The organism is Kluyvera georgiana (assembly GCF_050990895.1).
In the GTDB taxonomy this organism is placed as follows: Bacteria; Pseudomonadota; Gammaproteobacteria; order Enterobacterales; family Enterobacteriaceae; genus Kluyvera; species Kluyvera georgiana.
In genome coordinates this window covers 2,399,284-2,417,667 of the sequence record NZ_CP158865.1, presented here as the reverse complement: position 1 = coordinate 2,417,667, position 18,384 = coordinate 2,399,284, and the positions used below count along the sequence as shown (strand labels likewise).

The following is an 18,384-nucleotide window of genomic DNA, read 5'->3' as shown; positions in this document are numbered from 1 at the left end:
GGGGTTAGGCTTTGAGCCTCCCCGGCGTGGGTTTATGCCTCTACCGGGCGACGATTCTGCTGTTTAATGCGCTGGTTTGTTAGCGTCATGAGTGCCTCCAGCACGCCACCGCCAATCGCCCTCGCCTTATCCGATACGCTGGTATAGTCCGCGTTGTCACCTCGAGGGTCGATATCACCGATTTTAAACCCAATATCCACCACCAGACCGTCATTCAACAGCCCGCGCACCATGCCACTCAGCGGCGCCAGGATCTCAATGTCACCAACTGTCGCAATCACATCACCTTCGTTTACCAGGTCCCCCAGCTTCACGCGAGCGCGCATCACGCCCGCACCGGGCGCGCGGATCACTCGTTTTGCGGTGTGCCCCATAATATTTCCCGGCACGCCGGTGTTCTCCTGCGCGCGGCCCTGATAGATAACCTGCCCCAGCCAGTGTCCGCGGTTGGTTTCAATCACCGCATGACAGTCGGTTCCGGCACAGAAACCCGGGCCAAGCGCAATCACCGATGGGGCCAGACCACAGTGAGTCCCCAGATTCTCTTTCGCAAGGATCGCATCGACCACACAGTCTGGCTTCAGCTCACGCAGCGATTCGCACAGCGGATCAACCAGCACCGGAACGGTACCGCTCTCCGCCACCCGCATAGCCTCCTGTACAGAAACAACGCGGCGCGCGCTGACGCCTTCTACCGTCATTTCACCGTCAAAAACCGCCTGGGCAAAGGCCACTGTACGGCGAATTACCGTCGGTTTCTCCACCTCCAGCATCACCACTTTAAAACCGGCATGCCACAGTCGCAGCGCAACCCCCGTCGCAATGTCTCCCGCCCCGCGAATAGCCACCCGCAGCGGCTGCGTTGGAGAGTCGCTGGCCATCATCAGCCCGCCAGGTGCGTGATTTTTAACCTGTAGTATTTCCGCCAATACGCTGATGGCGATTTCATTCGGCGTCTCGGCGCCAATGTTATAGCCCACCGGTGCGTGCAGCCGGGCGATGTGTTCCTCTGCAACGCCATTCTCGCGCAGCTGGCGTAAAAACACCTGCACTTTACGACGGCTGGCGAGCAGGCCCAGCCAGGCGGTAGGCTGCACGATCAGCTTATCCAGCGCTTCGCGATCCTGATTATTGGTGGCGATCAGCACATAGTTATCCGGCTGAACGGCCAGTTTATCCACGGCTGCGCCAAAGCTCTCGGCGTGGACCAGTTGGGTGAACGGCGGGAAATGTTCAGGATTGAGGCTTTCCGGATAAATATCCGCCACCGCAAGTTCAAAACCCAGCAGCGCAGCGCTGTGGGCTACTGCACGATTCACATGACCGGCGCCAATCAATACCAGTCTGGGGCGCAGGCCATGAACGCTGATGTAGACTGACATCGCACCGCCGCAATCCGAACCCACCGCATCGGCCCCGGTACGGGCCATTCGGCCATGAAACATGCGCGAAGCCTTTTCGCGCAGGGCATCGAGGGCCTCATCAATGACCCGGCGCTCAACCATGCCGCCGCCGATGGTACCGACAATACTGCCGTCATCACGGATCAGCATCTGCGCGGAATGTCGGGGAGTGGAGCCACGACTGTCGACGATCTGTGCCAGCGCGAACGGACGGTTTTGTGCTTCGAGTCTTGCCGCTTCTGAGAAAATATTCATAACAACCTCAAATGGATATCCCTTCATTACCCCAGAATGGAGTCACTTTCTCACTCGTCTGCGCGTAATCGCCGGGCGCGACTGGACCGACCCGGCCCAGATGGCGTCGACATCCTTTCTCATTATCAAATTGCCAGACTGCAAATTCTCATTTTGAGAAAGTTGGTTGAGCAACCAAATGCGCCGACAGCCGCTCGGTACACCTTTAAATGCGCCATTCGGATGCTGAACCAGGCGATGCAGCATCGGCCACGTGAGCACGTCATGTGCAGTGGCCCCGGTAATGCAGGAAAAAAGTGGCCAGCGGTGGACATAGGCTGGCCCAATCGGTTTTCCGAGCATCCCTGCCCCTGTAATGGCAACTACGCAACAACAGGAATGAGGGATGCAAGGTTCGTGCACATCTGGTGCTTTAAGTGCAAAACCGTGAGCGCCGTCAGCTTCTACCAGCACCACGTCCACCAGTCCACTCGCCATGAGCGCGTCCAGTTGGGCTGGCGTGAAGCCTCTGACCTTTCCTGACTCCGGCAGCCAGGCTGAAAAACAGGCCTGTAGCGGCTGTTGCCAGAATGCGGAGGGCAGCGTCTGCGGAGCGAGACAGAGGGTTACCGGCAACGTGTTGGGCACAAACATGTGGGTGGTGGTGGTCAACAGCACGCGACGTCCTGCCTGCTGAAACAGTTCCGCCAGCCAGAACAAGGTACTGGTTTTCCCCCCCGCCCCCACGGCGGCAATCAGTAAAGGGCTGGCAGTGGCATTTAAATCACATAACAGATCGTCAACGTGCGGTATATTTTCCATGTTACGCCAATTCCCTGGATTGAGGAGCAAAGATAAAAATGGAGGTCGATTGCATTATTACCGCCGCTGGGCTGTCCTCTCGGATGGGGCAATGGAAAATGATATTACCCTGGCAGGATGGCACAATACTTGATGCAAGTATTAAAAATGCGCAGCGCTGCTGCTCGCATATTATTTTAGTGACGGGGTTTCGGCATCGGGAACTCATGACACGTTATTCAGACATACCCAATATGACCCTGATTTATAATCCAGACTTCCGTCAGGGACTTTATTCTTCAGTGAAGGCGGGTATTCAGGCATTACGCCATGATTATTGCTTTATCACTCACGGTGATTTGCCCTGCCTCGACGATGGCGTTTTTCATGATCTTTGGCAGCAGCGCTTCGAAGGCACGCTGTTGCCTTATTACGCGGGCGCTCCGGGGCACCCCATTCTCACGTCTACCGGTAATTTGCAGCAGTGCTTAAGTGCCACCCACCAAACCTCGGTACGACAATGTTTACTCACCGGCCCCTATCGTAAGCTAACGCTCAATAATCCCGCAATCATCCTCGATATTGATACGCCGGAAGACTTTATTCGCTTAAATAAGAGCACCAATAAATTAATGCACAAATGATATTATCAATTTGATAGACCGCTATCATTATTGATAAATAAGTAAACCGCCTTTGTGTGAGTGATTTTAATTCTCATCAACTAGCTGAATCACGCTGCATTATGCCGTTTTAACTTTAGATCTCTCTCACATTTCCACACTAATTATCTCTATTATCTCAATATCTGGTGTGATTGTTGCTGACCTCCTCTTATCCGTCGGAATTATCGCAATACCGGCCACTATGATTTAACAGGTAAGTCTAAGGAGAGGATTATGGGCGATATCATGCGTCCCGTTCCGTTTGAGGAACTTTTAACGCGTATTTTTGATGAATACCAGAATCATCGTTCCATCTTTGGTATCCCGGAACAGCAATTTTACACGCCAAACGCCCCGCATAAGGTCAGCGTATTTGGTGAAACCTGTGCAACGCCGATTGGCCCGGCTGCCGGGCCGCATACCCAGTTGGCGCAAAACATTATTACGTCCTGGCTGACCGGCGGACGGTTTATCGAACTCAAAACGGTACAGATCCTCGACCGCCTGGAACTGGAAAAACCCTGTATCGACGCCGAAGATGAATGTTTCAATACCGAATGGTCCACCGAATTTACCCTACTGAAAGCCTGGGATGAGTATCTGAAAGCGTGGTTTATTCTGCATCTGTTGGAGGAGATCCTACCGCTGACGCCGGTCAAAGACGGCAAGTCGTTTATCTTCAATATGAGCGTGGGCTATAACCTCGAAGGTATCAAACAGCCACCGATGCAACAGTTCATCGACAACATGATGGACGCAGGATCGCAGCCAAAATTTGCCCAGTATCGCGATACACTGACCCGCTGGCTGCAGAAAAATCGACCAGAAAAAGCGGCGCTGGCGAGCCGCATTCCGGCAAAACTGGTTCAGGGCGTCACGCTCTCCACGATGCACGGCTGTCCGCCTGACGAAATTGAAGCCATCTGCCGCTATATGCTGGAAGAGAAGCAGCTGAATACCTTCGTGAAACTCAACCCGACGCTGCTGGGCTTCGCGCGGGTACGTGAAATTCTCGATACCTGCGGCTTTGGCTATATCGGCCTGAATGAAGCCTCCTTTGACCACGATCTGAAAATTGAGCAGGCGCTGGAGATGCTTAAGCGTCTGATGACGCTGGCCAAAACTAAACATCTTGGCTTCGGCGTGAAGCTGACTAATACCCTCGGTACGGTGAACAACAAGGGCGCGCTACCGGGCGACGAAATGTATATGTCCGGGCGCGCGCTGTTCCCGCTGTCGATCAACGTGGCCGCTCTCCTGTCGCGTGAGTTTGACGGCAAGCTGCCCATCTCCTACTCCGGCGGCGCCAGCCAGCTTAACATTCGTGATATTTTCGAGACCGGCATTCGTCCGATCACCATGGCCACCGACCTGCTCAAACCCGGCGGCTATCTGCGATTAAGCGAATGCATGCGCGAACTGGAACAGGCCGATGGCTGGCAGATGACGCAGGTCGACGTGAAGCGCCTGAACGCGCTGGCGGAAAAAGCGGTCAGCATGGAGTATACCCAGAAGCACTGGAAGCCGGACGATCGTATCGATGTCGGTGAAAAATTGCCGCTGACTGACTGCTACGTTGCCCCCTGCGTGAGCGCCTGTGCCATCAAGCAAGATATCCCAGAGTACATTCGATTGATGGGTGAACAGCGTTATGTCGACGCGCTGGAACTTATCTATCAGCGCAACGCGCTGCCGGCCATTACCGGCCATATCTGTGACCACCAGTGTCAGTACAACTGTACGCGCCTCGACTACGACAGCGCGCTGAATATTCGTGAATTAAAGAAAATCGCCCTCGAAAAAGGCTGGGATGAATATCAGCGTCGCTGGCATAAACCAGCCGGTTCCGGTACCCAGCATCCGGTGGCGGTGATTGGCGCAGGGCCAGCAGGTCTGGCTGCGGGGTATTTTCTCGCGCGCGCAGGTTACAGTGTCACGTTATTTGAACGCGAAGCCAACGCGGGCGGCGTGGTGCGGAATATCATTCCGCAGTTCCGTATTCCCGGCGAGCTTATCCAGCAGGATATCGACTTTGTGGTGAGCCACGGCGTCAACATTGTCTACGGCTGCGACCCGCACCTGACGGTGGAAAAACTCCAGCAACAGGGCTTCCGCTACGTTCTGGTCAGCACCGGTACCGATAAAAATAGCGGCGTGAAGCTGCAGGGCGATAACCCGAACGTGCGTAAATCGCTGTCTTTCCTGCGCGAATATAACCGCGGCGATAACCTGCAGTTAGGTAAGCACGTGGCCATTATAGGCGCGGGGAATACCGCGATGGACTGTGCCCGTGCCGCCCTGCGCGTGCCGGGTGTCGAGCAGGCAACCATCATCTACCGCCGTTCGCAGCAGGAGATGCCTGCCTGGCGCGAAGAATATGAAGAAGCGGTACACGATGGCGTCACCTTCCGCTTCCTGAATAATCCAGAGCGATTCGATGCCGACGGTACGCTAACCGTACGCGTCATGGCGCTGGGTGATGTCGATGAAAAAGGCCGTCGCCGCCCGGTAGAGACAGCAGAAACCTGTACGCTACAGGTCGACACGCTGATTACCGCCATTGGTGAAAAGCAGGACGGTGAAGCGCTCGCTGCGATGGGCATTCCGCTGGACGTAAACGGCTGGCCGGAAGTGAACGCCGACGGTGAAACCAGTAAATCGGGCGTTTTCCTGATTGGCGACGTTCAGCGCGGCCCGTCGTCAATTGTTTCTGCCATCGGTAACGCCCGCCGGGCAACGGATGCCATTCTGGCGCGAGAAAACATCCGCAGCCACCATGGTGACAAGCACTGGAACAACGTCGATCCCGCCGAAGTTTACCGGCGTAAAGGGGCCATCGTGGTTGCCAACGTCGGCAAAGACGATCGCGATGCTTTCGTTGCACAGGAAGCCGCCCGTTGCCTGGAATGCAACTATGTGTGCAGCAAATGCGTGGATGTTTGCCCGAACCGTGCCAACGTTTCCATTGCCGTTCCCGGCTTTGAAAACCGCTATCAGACGCTGCACCTTGACGCCTACTGTAATGAATGCGGCAACTGCGCCCAGTTCTGCCCCTGGCAGGGTAAACCGTACAAAGACAAAATCACCGTTTTCAGCCTGCCGCAGGATTTCACCAACAGCAGCAATCCAGGCTTCCTGGTTGAGGGAAATCGCGTCCATATTCGTCAGAATGAACAAACCTGGCTGCTGACCCTCGACGACAGTGGGGAGTTCAATCAGATACCACCGCAGCTGGACGCCATGTGCCGCATCATCAGCCATGTCCATCGTCATCACCACTATCTTCTGGGGGCCGTTGAAGTATGAGCCAGTTACTGCTGAAAAACGCCACCATCGCCCAACTCTATCCGGCAATGGTGCAGGAAAATGTCGATATCGTGATTGAACATACGGATATCGTCGCGGTCGGGCACGATCTTTGCCATCAATACCCGCAGGCAAAAATCAAAGAGATGCACGGCAAGCTGGTGATGCCGGGGATGGTCTGTTCCCACAACCACTTCTATTCGGGATTATCGCGCGGCATTCAGGCCAATATCGCCCCGAGCCCGGACTTTATCTCCACGCTGAAAAACCTATGGTGGCGGCTGGACCGCGCGCTGGACGAAGAATCGCTGTACTACAGCGGGCTTATCTGCGCGATGGAGGCGATTCGCAGCGGCTGTACGGCGGTCATCGACCATCATGCCTCGCCAAATTACATTGCCGGGTCGCTCAGCCAACTGCGTAACGCTTTCCTGAAAGTCGGTCTGCGCGGCATGACCTGCTTTGAAACCACCGATCGTAACGGCGGTCAGCAAGAGCTACAGGCCAGCGTGGAAGAGAATATCCGTTTTGCGCGCGAAATAGACCGCGCGCGGGAAACGGGGAAAGAGCCCTATCTGGTCGAGGCGCATATCGGCGCACACGCGCCGTTCACCGTGACCGATGAGGGTTTATCCATGCTCAGCGAAGCGGTAAAAGCGACCGGGCGCGGGCTGCATATCCACGCGGCGGAGGACAGTTACGACGTCTCGCATAGCCACCATCACTACGGTAAAGATTTGCTGGTTCGCCTGGCGGAATTTGACCTCATCGACAGTAAAACGCTGATTGCTCACGGCCTGTATCTCTCTGATGCCGATATCGCCTTGCTCAATGAGCACGATGGTTTCCTGGTTCATAACGCGCGTTCCAACATGAATAACCACGTGGGCTATAACCACAAGCTCACCCGCTATCGCAATCTGGCGCTGGGTACCGACGGCATAGGTTCCGACATGTTTGAAGAGCTGAAGTTCGCCTTCTTTAAACACCGCGACGCCGGTGGCCCGCTTTGGCCAGACAGCTTTGCTCGCGCGCTCAGCAATGGTAATACCCTGCTCAGTCGCAACTTCAATGCACAGTTTGGCCGTATTGCAGCGGGATATAAAGCGGATCTCACCGTCTGCGATTATCTGCCGCCTACCCCGCTAGTGGCGGAGAACATCGCCGGACATATCGCCTTTGGCATGGGATCGAGCAGCGTGCACAGCGTGATGGTCAACGGCGTGATGGTGTATGAAAACCGTGAGTTTACCTTCGACTGCGAGCCGATCTTTGCCGAGGCGCGCAACGTAGCGGCGAAGATGTGGAAACGGATGGATGGGCTAGACTGATCCACAATCAATGGCCGGTAAACGCAAGGTTTACCGGGCCAACTAAAACAAATTGCTATACCTATTGTTGCCGGGGAAGCCACTCGTCCCCGGCAATCACGTCAGAACGCGGTGGTTATCTTGCGCTGCTTTTGCATTTCCGCCAGCGCCTCGCCGGTGATTTTGCTTAACGCAGAGGTTGGGCAGACGTCAATACAGGCCGGGCCGCGCTCGCGGTCATGACACAAATCGCACTTCACAATTGTTGCCAACTGATTTTTGCTCACCTCTACGGTAATCACACCAAACGGACAGGCCACCACGCAGCTCTGGCAACCAATACAGCGGGCGGCATCGGCTTCCACTCGCTCGTCCCCCATGCTTAATGCGCCAACGGGGCATGCCCCCACACAGGGGGCATTTTCGCATTGATGGCACATTACCGGCACGCTAAGCGTATCCAGACGCAGCACCGTTAAGCGCGGCGCGAACGCCGCGTGTTCTGTGGCATGCTCCAGCGCGCAGGCTATCTCGCAGGTGCGACAGCCGATACAAGCCGCTGGATTTGCCATGATAAAGCTGGTCATGCCTCCTCCTTGCTGTTGAACAGCGTCAACATTTCACTGGCGGCCTGACGCCCCGCCGCCATCGCCGTGACGACAAGGTCTGCGCCGTGTACCGCGTCACCGCCGGCAAAAATCTTGTCGTTGCTGGTTTGCGTGGTGCCGCGACCGGCTCCACCGGTACGGATTTGCCCCCAGCGGTCCAACTGTACGCCCTGGCCGCGTAGCCACGGCATATCGTGGGCCTGGAAACCAAATGCCATGATCAGCACATCCGCCTGTAGCTCAAAGCCAGAGCCGACAATCGGTCTCGGGCGACGACGTCCGTCCGGGCCCGGCTCGCCCATGTCGGTGCGGATCATGCCGACCGCGCTGACCTGCCCCTTGCGGTTGCGCTGGATATACTGCGGCTGGACGTTGAACTGGAATTCCACGCCTTCCTCCCGCGCGTTGACCACCTCTTTTTTTGACCCCGGCATGCTCAGCTCGTCACGACGATAAGCGCAGGTCACGCTCGCGGCCCCGCGTCGCACTGCCGTACGCAGGCAGTCCATCGCGGTATCGCCGCCGCCCAGCACCACAACGTGCTTGCCCTGGATGTCGATAAGCGGATACTCAGGACTCTCTTCCAGACCCATCACCTCACGGGTACTGGCGATCAGGAACGGCAGCGCCTGGATCACGCCCGGCGCGTCTTCACCTTCGAGCCCCGCCGCCATCAGGCCATAGGTACCGACGCCGAGGAACACCGCGTCGTAACTGGCGACTAAATCGTTAAAGTCGACATCACGGCCAACTTCCTGGTTCAGATGGAATTGAATGCCCATTTCGCTGAAGATCGTCCGGCGCATACCGAGGATCCCTTTATCCAGCTTGAAGGGCGGGATGCCGAACGTCAGCAGCCCGCCAATTTCCGGATGCTTATCAAAAACATCCACCTGCACGCCCGCACGCGCCAGCATATCAGCGCAGCCCAACCCCGCAGGCCCCGCACCAATAATGGCAACCCGCTCCTTACGCGGCGTCACGCCAACCACCTGCGGACGCCAGCCCATCGCCAGCGCGGTGTCGGTGATGTAGCGTTCGAGATTACCAATCGCGACCGAGCCGCCCTCGTTTTTCAGCGTACATGCCCCTTCACATAAACGATCCTGCGGGCAAACGCGGCCACAGATTTCCGGCAGCGAACTGCTTTGGTGGCATAGTTCCGCCGCTTCAATGATTTTTCCTTCATTAACCAGGCGAATAAAATCGGGAATGTGGTTGTGGAGCGGACAGGTCCAGTTGCACCACGCTTTCTGCGCGCAGCTCAGGCAGCGCTCGCTCTCATATTCGGCGTCTGAACAGGACAAACCGTAATAAATCTCCTCGAAATCCGTTTTGCGCTGCGCGGCGTCCATCTTCCTGGCCCCGACGCGAGGCGGTTTTGCCAGAAACATTTCGCGACGGCCAGGCTGACGCGGTTGCACCGGCTGTCCGAGCACAGTACGCGTCTGGCGTTCACGGCGTAATTTTTCGAGCTGTTGTGCATCCATCAAGCGCAGCGCCTGCGTTGGGCAAGTTGCCACACAGGCCGGTTGACCGCTGGGATGTTCGCTACACAGGTCGCATTTCTGCGCCAGCGGCGGCGCGTCTTCGTTGGCTGCCACCATTTCGATGGCCCCGAATGGGCAGCTGATGACGCAGTTCTTACAGCCAATGCACTTTTCCTGCTTCAGCTGGATGCTGTTATCGGCGAAATAAAGGGCGTCTGTTGGGCAGGAAGCCACGCAGGGCGCGTCATTACAGTGGCGACAGGTGGCGGTACGGCTCTCTTTGCGGAGGAAAACAACATGAATACGCGGCATGAAATCGTGGCGATGTAGCGGCCAGTTATCCTGATGATGGGCGGTAACGCAGGCAATCTCGCAGGCATGACAACCAATACAGCTGGTAGCATCAGCAACAATAAATCGGTTCATTGGCTTCCCTTTTATTATTCAGATATTCTTCAAGGGTCGCGATGCAATATTCAGGCGCTTTCTTCCTTTCTTGCTAAATGAAGTTTATTTTTGCCAACGGCATCAAAAAATGATGATGAAATCGCCGCAAAAAAAATTACGCTATCAGCATGATATGAATCATATTGCGAGTCATAATGATTAAACCTTCTCATTCTGAGAAATAGCACTACCCGTCCTCTCATAAAAGCCTGCTTTCAGCGTTAGGCAATGTCACTTTCTGTGATTAAAAACGCATTTCCACAATCAAATCACCATCGGATAAAAAACTGGCATTACCTAAGCATAGATCTCAGAGATTTCATCGCTGTTCGTTGATAACACCGTTAGCCATGAATGGCCAACGGTGAAACATTAAGGAGAAACATATTATGAGCGCCATTGATTCTCAGCCACCATCGGTCACTGGTAGCAACAAAGCGGTAGATGAGGTGGAGCGTGTCCTTCCCCCGGGCAAGCTGGTCATTCTTGGATTACAGCATGTCCTGGTGATGTACGCGGGAGCTGTTGCCGTTCCCCTCATGATTGGCAACCGGTTAGGGTTAAGTAAAGACACCGTTGCCCTATTGATAAGCTCCGACCTCTTCTGCTGCGGCGTAGTGACACTATTACAATGTATTGGCATTGGCCGATTTATGGGTATTCGTCTGCCGGTGATTATGTCAGTCACGTTCGCCGCAGTCACGCCGATGCTGGCGATTGGCGTGAATCCCGATATTGGGTTGATGGGTATTTTCGGCGCAACAATCGGTGCGGGGATTATTACCTCGCTTATTGCGCCGCTGATCGGTAAATTAATGCCGTTATTTCCGCCTCTCGTTACCGGTGTTGTTATTACTTCTATAGGTTTAAGTATCATCCAGGTTGGTATTGACTGGGCGGCGGGTGGTAAAGGTAACCCGGAATATGGCAGTCCCGTTTATCTCGGCATTTCATTTGCGGTATTACTATTTATTCTACTGGTAACCCGATTTGCGAAAGGTTTTATGTCTAACGTCGCGGTGCTGCTGGGGATTATTTTCGGCTTTATCCTGTCAATGATGATGAATGAGGTCAGCCTCGCTGGATTATACGACGCGAAATGGTTTGCCATTGTGACTCCGCTGGCGCTCGGCACCCCGATTTTTGATCCGATCTCTATTCTTACGATGACTGCCGTGGTCATCATCGTCTTTATTGAATCGATGGGGATGTTTTTAGCCCTGGGTGAAATCGTGGGTCGCAAATTAACGCCGCAGGATATCGTACGTGGTTTACGTGTCGATGGTTTTGGAACGCTATTTGGCGGCATTTTCAATAGTTTCCCTCACACGTCATTCTCGCAGAATATTGGGCTGGTGGGTGTCACCGGTGTTCATAGTCGTTGGGTCTGTGTCGCGTCCGGCGGGATCCTGATTTTATTTGGCATGGTACCTAAAATGGCAGTGCTGGTGGCCTCGATTCCGCAGTTCGTCCTCGGGGGGGCGGGGTTGGTCATGTTTGGCATGGTTCTGGCGACAGGGATCCGTATTCTGGCCCGCATCAACTATTCAACTAATCGTTATAACCTCTATATCGTCGCAATAAGTCTGGGGGTTGGCCTCACGCCAACGCTTTCCGCCGATTTTTTCTCGAAGTTCCCCAGCGCGTTACAACCGCTGCTGCATAGCGGAATTATGCTTGCCACCTTCAGCGCCGTAACGTTGAACCTGTTTTTTAACGGCTACAACAAGCATACCGGCCTGATTCCCGATTCTCATGTTTCTCACCGCCAGCCGCGCACCATGCGCATGCTGCTGCTGATGCGTAAGGTCAAAAAACAGCAAAATCAGGAAGAATAATCGCTGATTCGCAGGCGTCGTTCGGCGACGCTTGCCACACAGGGAGGCCACCATGCTATTACGTTTAACGATCGCCGCTTTCGTGCTGGTACTGCTCAGTATGCCGGTTGTCCAGACGGCTGTGGCATTAGGAATTCAGAGTCGGTTTTGCTGGTTTTCCTTTTTTTAGCCGTTTCATCGACCGACCCTTTTTAAGGAGAAGATGTTCACCATGAAAAACGTCACTACCATATGCCCCTACTGTGCCGCTGGTTGCAAAATAAGGCTGGTTATCGACGACGGTAAAATCGTGCGCGCCGAAGCGGCGATGGGCAAAAATAACCAGGGTACGCTATGTCTGAAAGGCTACTACGGCTGGGATTTTGTCCACGATACCCGCATTCTGACGCCACGTTTGCAAACGCCGATGATACGTCGCCAGCGCGGCGGCAAGCTGGAAGCCGTTTCGTGGAACGAGGCGCTGGATTATGTCGCCACGCGGCTTAGCGAGATCAAAGCCCAATATGGCCCCGATGCCATTCAAACGACCGGATCTTCGCGGGGTACCGGCAACGAAACCAACTATGTGATGCAAAAGTTCGCCCGCGCGGTCATCGGCACGAATAACGTCGACTGCTGCGCGCGCGTCTGACACGGCCCTTCGGTTGCAGGTCTGCACCAATCGGTCGGTAACGGCGCCATGAGCAATGCCATCACCGAAATTGATAACAGTAACCTGGTGTTTATCTTCGGCTACAATCCGGCAGATTCTCACCCTATCGTCGCCAATCATGTGCTTAATGCGAAGCGAAACGGCGCAAAAATTATTGTCTGTGACCCCCGGCGTATTGAAACCGCCCGGATTGCCGATATGCATCTGGCCCTAAAAAATGGTTCGAATATCGCGCTGTTAAACGCCATCGGCCACGTCATTATTGCGGAGGATCTCTACGACAAATCTTTTGTTGCCCAGCGGTCTGAGGGTTTTGAGGAGTACCGCAAAATTGTCGAAGGCTATCCGCCGGAGTCGGTTGAAGAGATTACCGGCGTTAGCGCGCAGGATATTCGCGCGTGCGCCCGACTGTATGCCCGCGCCACGACGGCCACCATTCTGTGGGGTATGGGCGTCACTCAGTTCTACCAGGGCGTAGAGACGGTGCGCGCGCTAACCAGCCTGGCGATTCTGACCGGCAATCTGGGCAAAGCGAGCGTCGGCGTCAACCCGGTTCGCGGGCAAAATAACGTTCAGGGAGCCTGTGATATGGGCGCCCTGCCGGATACCTATCCGGGCTATCAGTTCGTGAACGTCGCCGAAAACCGCGAGAAGTTCGCAAAAGCCTGGGGCGTCGAAAACCTGCCGGCGCATACCGGCTATCGTATTAGCGAGCTACCGCATCGTGCGGCCAATGGGGAAGTCCGCGCGGCGTACATTATGGGCGAAGATCCGCTACAAACCGACGCCGAGCTGTCGGCGGTGCGTAAGGCGTTTGAGACGCTGGAGCTGGTGATTGTGCAGGACATTTTCATGACCAAAACCGCCGCAGCGGCCGACGTCATCCTCCCCTCGACGTCGTGGGGTGAACATGAGGGTGTTTATACCGCCGCAGACCGCGGATTCCAGCGTTTTTTTAAAGCGGTAGAGCCGCAGTGGGATCTGAAAACCGACTGGCAGATTATCAGTGAAATTGCCACCCGTATGGGCTATCCGATGCACTACCGCAATACCCAGGAAATTTGGGATGAACTAAGGCTGCTATGTCCCGATTTCTTCGGCGCCACCTATGAGAAAATGGGCGAACTCGGATACGTACAGTGGCCATGTCGGGATGAATCGCCGGAGGATAAGGGAACCTCATGGCTGTTTGAACATCGCTTCTCCACGCCCAACGGGCTGGCGAAACTCTTCACCTGTGATTGGGTGGCGCCAATCGATAAATTAACCGAAGAATTTCCAATGGTGCTCTCTACGGTACGTGAAGTGGGACACTACTCCTGCCGTTCGATGACCGGCAACTGTTCGGCGCTCTCGACGCTGGCCGACGAACCGGGTTACGCGCAGATCAATACCGCCGACGCAGCGCGTTTAGGTATTGTCGATGAAGCGCTGGTGTGGGTGAACTCGCGTAAAGGGCGAATTATTACCCGGGCCAAAGTCAGCGAAAGGCCCAATAAAGGGGCGATTTACATGACCTACCAGTGGTGGATCGGCGCCTGTAACGAGCTGGTCGCGGAAAATCTTAGCCCCATCACCAAAACGCCGGAATACAAGTATTGTGCGGTACGGGTAGAGGCGATTGCCGATCAGGCGGCAGCAGAACGCTATGTCATAGAAGAGTATGCGAAGCTCAAAGCACAGCTGCGGGAATGCAGCGAGAGTCACGCGTAACCGGCGTTGGGGAGGTTTCAACCTCCCCGGCGCGCCATACCCGCATTATGACTTTAAGGCGTGGTGGATTGAATCAAGAATCGGCTGGTAGCCGGTGCAGCGACAAATATTCCCTTCCAGCACATCCTTTAGCTGTTCATCGCTCGGCTGCGGGACGTCTTCCAGTAACGCAGTGGTGCTTACCAGCACGCCCGGCGTACAGAATCCGCACTGAACGCCGCCTTTCTCAACAAAGGCTTTCTGCAATTTTTGGGTGATCGGGTTATCGTTTAACCCTTCCAGGGTGGTAATTTCGGCCTCGTCGCATTGTTCTGCCAGCACCAGGCAGGAACAGACCGCTTTGCCGTCCATCATCACCGTACAGGCACCGCATTCACCAATAGAGCAACCTTCTTTTGTCGCGGTTAGCTTCAGCGTGTTGCGAACCAAATCCAGCAGACGCATATTGCCTTCTACTTTGGCTTCCACCAGTTTGCCGTTGACCTTAACTTTAATGATACTCATCGTTTTATCCTCGACAGGGCGCAGAGCGCCCTGCTTTCATTGATTATTGAGTGGATGCCTGCGTCATCATGTCGCGGAACATGCTGACAAAAACCGGCTGCTTATAGGCGGCAGACCAGCGTTTGCCGATCGCGGCATAAATCAGCTTGTCCAGTACCTCGCAGGCGCTATCAATGGTTTGCGGCGTGATGCGCTGACCCAGCAGACAACGCTCAACGTCGAGCAGACGCTGCGGTTTGCTGAACAGCGCACCGTCAACCAGGCGGCAGTAGCTCACGGTACCGTCAGCGGCGAACTCCAGCAGCGCGGTTAAGCTCTGACGGGTAATGTTCAGCGCGTTGCGTCGTCCAAGCTGATGATAGAATCCCTTCGCTTTTGGATGCGCTGGCGGCGGAAGGATCACGCAGGTGAGCAACTCATCCGGCTGGCGTTGGGTTTTGTAGCCTGAGAGCAGGAACTCGGCCAGCGACATGCGCCGCGTGGCAGCGTGGGAACGCAGTTCAACGCTGGCGTCGTAGAGAATCGATGGTGGGATTGAGTCGCCGCACGGCGCGGCGTTGACGATATTGCCGCCGATGGTGGCGCGGTTACGAATCTGATGAGAGCCGACGGTATGACAGGCCTGCACCAGCAGCGGGTAACGTTCACGCAACAAAGGATGATCGGTAATACGGTTAAAGGTAACCGCCGCACCAATAGACACCTCATGGCTGTCCGGATCTTCCGTCACCTGGGTCAGTTCACTGAGACGAGAGATATCAACCAGCTTCATCGATTTGGTTTGCAGACGCCCCTGAACTATCACATCGGTACCGCCCGCGATAGCCGTGACACCGTCACTTTTCAGTAGTGACAAGGCTTCATCCAGCGTCTTCGGCCGCGTCACGGTCACGTCGGTCAGCCGTAGCACCTGCTTTTTGTTCTCCTGCTCAATCATCAGTTCACTCTGCCGCGCCGGTTTCTTCAGGTTGTAGCCAAGAATCACCTGTTCCAGCGTCAGCGGCAGCTTATTAAAACGCGTGCCTAGCGCAAAGCTCACGGCGTTATTGATGGCCGCCGCCGCCAGCTCAGTCGCCGGTTCGCCGATACCTTTTGCCCCCAGCGGGCCCGCTTTATCCGGGTTTTCCACCCCGATCACCGTAATGGCGGGAATGTCTTTGATGGTTGGCAACAGGTAGCTATCAAAGTTCTCCGACTTCACCTGCCCATGCTCAATGTTAAAATCTTCCAGCAAGGCGTACCCGAAGCCCTGTGCCACGCCGCCGCACACCTGGCCTTCAAAACCGACAGGATTAATCACATGCCCCACATCATGCGCGGCGGTGACGTGCAGCAGGTCGGTCTTACCCGTGCTGATGTTCACCCGCACTTCCGCCACCTGGCAACCATACACCCATGTGAAGTACGGGCTGCCGCAGCCTTTTTCCTCATCCCAGTGAATCGGCGGCGGCACAAACCAACCGTATTCCGTCAGGCTGACGCTAGCCCATTTGGTTTTGTTGACCGCGTCATTAAACGCAATCCGCTGGCTATCATCCTGTTTATTGATGATAAAACCGTCCTGCCAGCGGGTATCTTCAAGCCGCGTCGCGCCGATGGTCTCACCCACGACGCTCAGAATACGTCGCTTTATCTTTTCTGCCGCGTCCAGAATTGCCCCGCCGCCCACCATCGTCCCGCGCGTGGCCGCTGTCGATCCCCCGTCACCAATGACCGAGGTCGGCGGTTCACTAAAGTGAATATCGCACAGCGCAATCCCGAAGGCTTCTGCAGCGATCAAAGACATGGTGGTTTGTAACCCCTGACCATTCTCCGACACCGACGTGGAGAGGTTAACGCTGCCGTCCTCATTCACCTGAATCAATGCCGTTGAGGTATCGACCCCTTCCGCGCCAATGGAGCAGCCGCGATAGCTGAGCGCTAACCCAATGCCGTAACGATAGACGCCCCCCTGTTCGTTCAACACATGGTAATGCTTACGCTTGGCCATAAACTCTGCCGAGGCGGCGGCCTTTTTCAGCACCTCACGTGCCGACACGGTATGCTGATCGAAAACCTGGCCAGTTACGGACGTATCACCTTGACGTAACGCGTTGATTTCACGTATCTCAACCGGTGAAATATTCAGATACTCGGCAATTTCATCCATCAACGATTCATTCGCATAAACCACCTGCGGTGAACCAAAACCGCGCATCGCCGAGGTATAACTGTTGTTGGTGTATATCGCTTTCACATCGATATGCACGTTAGGAATGGCGTAAGGCCCTGCCGCCTGTACGGAAGAACGCCAGGTGACAAACGGCGATGAGGCCGCATAGCCGCCGCTGTCGGCCAAAATATCGACTTTCATTGCCTGAATACGTCCGGCATCGCTAAAGCCGACTTTGTATTTCATTTTGTACGGGTGGCGCTTGCAGCTTTCAATGATGGAATGTTCGCGGGTATAGGCGAACTTTACCGGTTTTCCGGTCAACCGTGTCAGCAGCGCGGAGCGGCAGGCAAGATGGTCAATCACATCGTCTTTACCGCCAAATGAACCGCCCATCACCGCGCGCTTGACGTTAATCTGGCTCTGCGGGCAGCCCATAAATTTGGCCACAAAGCTGCGCACCCGGTGCGGGTTCTGAATGGAACCTGAAATAATCAGGCTGCCATCGGTAGGATCAAGCCAGGTCAGCACCACTTCCGGCTCAATATAGGCGTGTTCCTGGAATCCCACCTCATATTCACGCTCAAGGATATGCCGGGAATCGGCAAATCCCTTTTCGATATCACCTTTAATCGTGTGGTGATGCGCAGCAATATTGTCATCACGATGCGGATGAATTCGCCGTGCATCCGGCGCCAGCGCGGATTCCACGTCGGTTAGCGGCGCATAAGGCGTGTAGCGCACGTGGATTTTGTCGGCTGCTTCGCATGCCGCCTCATAGGTGGTCGCGGCGACAACGGCGATAACGTCGCCGTGAAAGACCACCTCATCTTTGACGATAGGCAGGTAATCTTTAACGATAACGCCGACCACCGGCGTGCCGGGAATATCCTGCCAGGTCGCAATCCTGACTACGCCCTCTACCGCCAGCGCCTCGTTGAGATCCAGCTCTTCGATTTTGCCCGCTGGGATATCCGCATAGCGGCAAACGCCGTAGAGCATATCCGGCAACGTAATATCATCGCCGTATATGGCGGTTCCTTTGACTTTCGCCAATCCATCCACGCGTCCTGGCGACGCTGAACGCAAAGCACACATAACGTTCCCCCTTATTATCAATCCTGTAAGTCGTTACGGGAAAAGCCCATCGTTACGTACGAATCCAAGATTTGTGCCAGAAATCAACGAGGTGGATGTTAGAGTGCGTTTTTGTGATTGCGCCCGCGTTAATGGTAAATCACAGGGCGAAAACGGTCTGTCG

11 protein-coding genes are annotated in these 18,384 nt (G+C 55.1%); 5 read left to right on the top strand and 6 right to left on the bottom strand.

Annotated features, from left to right (window positions below; translation table 11 throughout):
- Positions 1–32: 32 nt before the first annotated feature.
- Complete coding sequence (gene yqeB, locus ABTW00_RS11445; RefSeq protein ID WP_433640813.1) at positions 33–1,658, bottom strand: selenium-dependent molybdenum cofactor biosynthesis protein YqeB; 1,626 nt, start codon at positions 1,656–1,658, stop codon at positions 33–35.
- Between the two features lie 42 nt (positions 1,659–1,700).
- Positions 1,701–2,459: a selenium cofactor biosynthesis protein YqeC gene (yqeC, locus tag ABTW00_RS11440; RefSeq protein WP_433640811.1), complete on the bottom strand. Its 759-nt coding sequence runs from the start codon at positions 2,457–2,459 to the stop codon at positions 1,701–1,703.
- Between the two features lie 38 nt (positions 2,460–2,497).
- Here yqeC and ABTW00_RS11435 point away from each other — a divergent pair, with 38 nt between their 5' ends.
- The 3 genes from ABTW00_RS11435 to ssnA all read left to right on the top strand — a co-directional run bounded on the left by ABTW00_RS11435 (position 2,498) and on the right by ssnA (position 7,740).
- On the top strand, positions 2,498–3,082 hold the full coding sequence (locus ABTW00_RS11435; RefSeq protein WP_433640809.1) for an NTP transferase domain-containing protein: 585 nt from the start codon (positions 2,498–2,500) through the stop codon (positions 3,080–3,082).
- A 255-nt stretch (positions 3,083–3,337) separates the two neighbouring features.
- Positions 3,338–6,409, top strand: a complete 3,072-nt coding sequence (gene ygfK / locus ABTW00_RS11430; protein ID WP_433640807.1) for a putative selenate reductase subunit YgfK — start codon at positions 3,338–3,340, stop codon at positions 6,407–6,409.
- The gene (gene ssnA / locus ABTW00_RS11425; protein WP_065357752.1) at positions 6,406–7,740 is read left to right on the top strand and encodes a putative aminohydrolase SsnA; all 1,335 of its coding nucleotides are present in this window, start codon (positions 6,406–6,408) and stop codon (positions 7,738–7,740) included. Before ygfK ends, ssnA begins: the two co-directional genes overlap by 4 nt.
- 101 nt (positions 7,741–7,841) lie before the next feature.
- Here ssnA and ABTW00_RS11420 read toward each other — a convergent pair whose 3' ends face one another.
- A complete protein-coding gene (locus ABTW00_RS11420) occupies positions 7,842–8,306 on the bottom strand; it encodes a 4Fe-4S dicluster domain-containing protein (protein ID WP_064545418.1) in 465 nt (154 codons plus the stop codon).
- Complete coding sequence (gene ygfT / locus ABTW00_RS11415) at positions 8,303–10,243, bottom strand: formate-dependent uric acid utilization protein YgfT (RefSeq protein ID WP_433640804.1); 1,941 nt, start codon at positions 10,241–10,243, stop codon at positions 8,303–8,305. Before ygfT ends, ABTW00_RS11420 begins: the two co-directional genes overlap by 4 nt.
- A 410-nt stretch (positions 10,244–10,653) precedes the next feature.
- On the opposite strand from ygfT, the gene ABTW00_RS11410 reads away from it, so the two are divergent.
- Both ABTW00_RS11410 and fdhF read left to right on the top strand, forming a co-directional pair.
- Positions 10,654–12,102, top strand: coding sequence for a nucleobase:cation symporter-2 family protein (locus ABTW00_RS11410; protein WP_433640802.1), 1,449 nt, complete (start codon positions 10,654–10,656; stop codon positions 12,100–12,102).
- Positions 12,103–12,313: 211 nt separating this feature from the next.
- Positions 12,314–14,467, top strand: coding sequence for a formate dehydrogenase subunit alpha (gene fdhF, locus ABTW00_RS11405; RefSeq protein WP_433640800.1), 2,154 nt, complete (start codon positions 12,314–12,316; stop codon positions 14,465–14,467).
- Positions 14,468–14,512: 45 nt separating this feature from the next.
- Here the strand turns inward: fdhF and ABTW00_RS11400 are convergent, their stop codons facing one another.
- Positions 14,513–14,971: a (2Fe-2S)-binding protein gene (locus ABTW00_RS11400; RefSeq protein WP_064545409.1), complete on the bottom strand. Its 459-nt coding sequence runs from the start codon at positions 14,969–14,971 to the stop codon at positions 14,513–14,515.
- A gap of 43 nt (positions 14,972–15,014) precedes the next feature.
- On the bottom strand, positions 15,015–18,221 hold the full coding sequence (locus ABTW00_RS11395; RefSeq protein WP_433640797.1) for a molybdopterin cofactor-binding domain-containing protein: 3,207 nt from the start codon (positions 18,219–18,221) through the stop codon (positions 15,015–15,017).
- Positions 18,222–18,384 lie beyond the last annotated feature (163 nt).

Coding starts and splice junctions, on each gene's coding strand:
- ssnA (WP_065357752.1), top strand. CDS start 6,406: ATGAGCCAGTTACTGCTGAAAAACGCCACCATCGCCCAACTCTATCCG.
- ABTW00_RS11400 (WP_064545409.1), bottom strand. CDS start 14,971: ATGAGTATCATTAAAGTTAAGGTCAACGGCAAACTGGTGGAAGCCAAA.
- ABTW00_RS11410 (WP_433640802.1), top strand. CDS start 10,654: ATGAGCGCCATTGATTCTCAGCCACCATCGGTCACTGGTAGCAACAAA.
- yqeC (WP_433640811.1), bottom strand. CDS start 2,459: ATGGAAAATATACCGCACGTTGACGATCTGTTATGTGATTTAAATGCC.
- ABTW00_RS11435 (WP_433640809.1), top strand. CDS start 2,498: ATGGAGGTCGATTGCATTATTACCGCCGCTGGGCTGTCCTCTCGGATG.
- yqeB (WP_433640813.1), bottom strand. CDS start 1,658: ATGAATATTTTCTCAGAAGCGGCAAGACTCGAAGCACAAAACCGTCCG.
- ABTW00_RS11420 (WP_064545418.1), bottom strand. CDS start 8,306: ATGACCAGCTTTATCATGGCAAATCCAGCGGCTTGTATCGGCTGTCGC.
- ABTW00_RS11395 (WP_433640797.1), bottom strand. CDS start 18,221: ATGTGTGCTTTGCGTTCAGCGTCGCCAGGACGCGTGGATGGATTGGCG.
- ygfT (WP_433640804.1), bottom strand. CDS start 10,243: ATGAACCGATTTATTGTTGCTGATGCTACCAGCTGTATTGGTTGTCAT.
- ygfK (WP_433640807.1), top strand. CDS start 3,338: ATGGGCGATATCATGCGTCCCGTTCCGTTTGAGGAACTTTTAACGCGT.